Below are 4,382 nucleotides of genomic sequence, written 5' to 3'. Positions count from 1 at the left end.
AGCGGGCCAGCGAGCGGGCCTACGAGGCGCCGCAGGGCGAAGTCGAGATCGCGCTCGCGGCCATCTGGTGCGAGGTGCTGGGCATGGCCCGCGTCGGCCGCCATGACGACTTCTTCGAACTCGGCGGCCACTCGCTGATGTCGGTGCAGATGGTGGCCCGCGTCGAGAGCGCGATGCATGCGCAGCTGTCGATCAAGGACATCTTCCAGCACCCGACCCTGGGCGGCATGGCCGCACTGATCACCGGCGCCGGCCAGCGAAAGCCGGTCGCCGATGCCCTCTCCGATATCGATGCCTTCATGGACAGCATGGAAGAGGCTGCATGAACCCCGGCAACGCGAAGCCAACGTACGGATCACACCCCAGATGACGACCCCCAGTCCCGTTTCCGCCACCACCCACGACCAGATCGGCAAGCGTTTCTCGCGGCTGAACGCGGCGCAGCGCCGCGCGGTGTACCAGAAGATCCGCGCCGAGGGCTTCACCATCGGCCAGTTTCCGATCACCCCGCGCGATGAGGCCGCGCGGGCGGCCTGCCCGCCGTCGTATGCGCAGATGCGCCAATGGTTCCTGTGGCAGCTGGAGCCGGGCAGCTCGGCGTACCACGTCTCGGGCGGGCTTCGGCTCGAGGGGCGGCTCGATGTCGATGCGCTGAAGGCGAGCTTCGCCGCGCTGGTCGCGCGCCACGAATCGCTGCGCACCGTGTTCGCGGCCGATGCGCAAGGCGTGGTCGAGCAGCGCGTGCTGCCCGATGGCGGATTCGACATCTCTTTCATCGACCTCGCCGCCCTCGGCAGCGCGGAACGCGAGGCGCGCACCGCCGAGGAAGCACGGCGCATCTGCGACACGCCTTTCGACCTGACCGCCGGCCCGCTGCTGCGCGTCGGGCTGATCCGCCTCGGCGCGAACGAACACGCGCTGGTCGTCGTGATGCACCACATCGTGTCCGATGGGTGGTCGATGCGCGTCGTGGTGGACGAGTTCGTCACGCAGTACCGCGCGCGTGTGCAGGGGCAGGTTCCGGCGCTCGCGCCGCTTCCGATCCAGTACGCCGACTACGCGCTCTGGCAGCGGCACTGGCTCGAAGCCGGCGAGAAAGACCGCCAGCTCGAACACTGGAAGGCGCAGCTGGGCGCTGCCCATCCTGTGCTGCAACTGCCGACGGACCATCCGCGCCGCGCCGACGCCAAGTACCGCGCCGCGCGCCACGACATCGCACTTACTCCGGCCTTGGCCGCTTCGCTGCGCAAGCGCGCACAGGCCGAGGGCGCGACGCTCTTCATGGTGCTGCTCACCGGCTTCCAGGTGCTGCTGCACCGCTACACCGCGCAGCCCGACATTCGCGTGGGCGTGCCGATCGCCAACCGCCACCGCGTGGAGTCCGAAGGCGTCATCGGCTTCTTCGTCAACACCCAGGTGCTGCGCAACGAACTCGATGGCCGCACCAGCCTGCGGCAGGCGCTGCTGCGCACCCGCGAAGCCGCACTGGGCGCGCAGGCGCACCAGGACCTGCCGTTCGAGCAGTTGGTCGAGGCGCTCCAACCCGAGCGCAGCCTGAGCACCGCACCGTTGTTCCAGGTGATGTTCAACCACCAGCGGCAGGACCATGGCGCGCTCGAGAACCTGCCGGGTCTCGCGCTGCAGGACTACCCGCTGGGCGAGCAGCCCGCGCATTTCGAGCTCACGCTCAGCGGCACCGAGGACGGCGCCGGCCAGGTGCGGCTGAACTTCGACTACGCGCGCGAGCTCTTCGATGCGAAGACGCTCGAACACATGGCGGCGCACTACGTCGCCGTGCTGGCTGCGCTTGCGGACCGACCCGACGCCCGCATCGGCGACCTGGACCTGCTGGCGGCCGACGAGACGCGCCAGCTCGTGCAATGGGGCGTGAACCTGCGCGCCGACGGAAACGCCGAGCCGGTGCACCTCCTCTTGGCGCAGCACGCGAAGGCGCAACCCGACGCCACCGCGCTGATCTTCGGCGACCGCACGATGAGCTACGGCGAGCTCGACCGCCGCGCCAATCGCCTGGCGAACCGGTTGGTCGCGCTCGGCGTGAAGCCCGAGGCCCGCGTGGGCATCGCGGTGGAGCGTTCGATGGAAATGGTTGTGGGCCTCGTCGCCATCCTGAAGGCGGGTGGCGCCTATGTGCCGATGGACACCGAGTACCCGGTGGACCGGCTGGCCTACATGGTCGAGGACAGCGGCATCGCGCTCCTGGTGACGCAAAGCCACCTGCGCTCGCGCATACCGGTGAACGCCGGCGTGCAGGTGCTGGAGCTGGACACCGCGGACTTCGAGCGCGAGAGCGCTTCGGCGCCCGACGTGCCGGTGCACGCCGGCAACCTCGCCTACATCATCTACACCTCCGGCTCCACCGGCATGCCCAAGGGCGTGATGGTCGCGCACGGCCCCTTCGCCGCGCATTGCGTCGACACGGCGGTTCTCTACGAGATGGGGCCGCGCTCGTGCGAGCTGCATTTCCTGTCGTTCTCGTTCGACGGCGCGCACGAGCGGCTCTTCACTGCGCTGTGCTGCGGCGCCTCGCTGCTGCTGCGCGACGCATCGCTCTGGACGGCCGAGCAGACGCTCGATGCCATGGCGCACCACGGCGTGACCAACGCCGGTTTTCCGCCGGTCTATCTGCGCCAGTTGGCCGACTGGGCCCGCGACACCGGCCGCTGCCCGCCGGTGCAGCTGTATTCCTTCGGCGGCGAGGCGATGTCGCGCGAGAGCTTCGACGCGGTGCGCCGGCATCTCAAGCCGCAGATCCTCATCAACGGCTACGGGCCGACCGAGGCCGTGGTGACGCCGATGCTCTGGAAGGTGGCCGCCGACGCGAGCTTCACCGAAGGCTATGCGCCCATCGGCCGCCCGGTCGAGGGGCGCAAGGCCTATGTGCTGGACGGCGACCTCAACCGCGTGCCGCGCAACGTCGCTGGCGAGCTGTACCTGGGCGGCACCGGCCTTGCGCGCGGCTACCTGCAGCGCGAGGGGCTGAGCGCCGAGCGCTTCGTGGCCGACCCGTTCGACGACACCCCCGAAGGGGGCGGGCGCCTTTATCGCACCGGCGACTGGGTGCGCTGGCGCGAAGACGGCCAGCTCGAATACCTGGGCCGCATCGACCACCAGGTGAAGGTGCGGGGCTTCCGCATCGAGCTGGGCGAGATCGAGGCGCTCCTGCTCGCGCAGCCCGAGGTGCGCCAGGCGGTCGCGGTCGCGGCGAACGGGCCGAACGGCACGCGGCTGGTGGGCTACGTGTCGCCCCGCGATGGCCAGCGCGCGGATGCGGCCGTGCTGAGGGAACGGCTCGCGCGCGCGTTGCCCGACTACATGGTGCCCGCGGTGATCATGGTGATCGACACGCTGCCGCTCGCACCGAGTGGCAAGTTGGATCGCCACGCGCTGCCAGAACCGACGGCCGAGGCGACCCGCGTCTACGAGGCGCCGCAAGGGGCCGCCGAGGAGGCGCTCGCGAAGGTCTGGTGCGAGGTGCTGGGCCTCGCGCAGGTCGGGCGCAACGACAACTTCTTCGAGCTCGGCGGCGATTCGATCCTGAGCCTGCAGATCGTCGCGCGGCTGCGCCTGGCGGGTTGGAAGTCCACGCCCAAGCAGATCTTCGAGCGCCAGACGGTGGCGCTGCTGGCAGGCGCGATCGAGCCGGCCAGTGATGCGAAGCGGACCGCTGCAAGTGCCGCGGAAGGCGCCGTGCCGCTGCTGCCGTTCCAGCGCGAGTTCTTCGAGATGGCGATGCCGGCGCGCCACCACTGGAACCAGTCGGTGCTGCTGCAGAGCCGCGAACCGCTGCAACTGCCAGCCTTGCGCCATGCGCTGCGCGCCGTGGTGCAGCACCACGACGGCCTGCGCCTGCGCTTTCGCCAGGATGCGGCGGGCGCCTGGCAGCAAGGGTACGAAGCCACGTCCGACAACGAACTGGACGAGTTGCTCTGGGTGCGCCGTGCGGCCGATGCCGCGCAACTCGAAGCGCTGTGCAACGAGGCGCAGCGCAGCCTCGACATCGCGCATGGCTCGCTGATCCGCGCGCTGGCCATCGAGCTGCCGGGTGGCGAGACGCGATTGCTGCTGGCGATCCATCACCTGGTGGTCGATGGCGTGTCGTGGCGCGTGCTGCTCGAAGACCTGCAGCTGGCATACCGCCAGGGCCTCGCGGGTTCGCCCGTCGTGCTGCCGGAGAAGACCAGCAGCTACAAGGACTGGTCCCTCGCATTGCAAGGCTACGCGGCCGGTCATGCCGAAGAGCTGGACCACTGGCGCACACTGGCGGAGGTGCCGGCGGCGTTGCCTTGCACGCACCCGCAAGCATCGAACACCGTCAAGGACCAGCAGACGATCGAACTGAAGCTCGATCGGGCGACCACCGA

At 69.7% G+C, this 4,382-nt stretch carries 2 protein-coding genes; both read left to right on the top strand.

Annotated elements, in window-relative coordinates:
* The coding region (locus RT97_RS28685; protein WP_042582263.1) for a phosphopantetheine-binding protein at positions 1-326 on the top strand (326 nt) is incomplete at its 5' end.
* A gap of 40 nt (positions 327-366) precedes the next feature.
* Positions 367-4,382 (top strand): non-ribosomal peptide synthetase (locus RT97_RS28680; protein ID WP_155403923.1); only part of this gene is annotated, 4,016 nt, incomplete at its 3' end.

The organism is Variovorax paradoxus, from assembly GCF_000834655.1.
Taxonomy (GTDB): Bacteria; Pseudomonadota; Gammaproteobacteria; order Burkholderiales; family Burkholderiaceae_C; genus Variovorax; species Variovorax paradoxus_F.
Note: the sequence above shows the minus strand (reverse complement) of the source record. Positions and strands in the feature narration are given on the sequence as shown.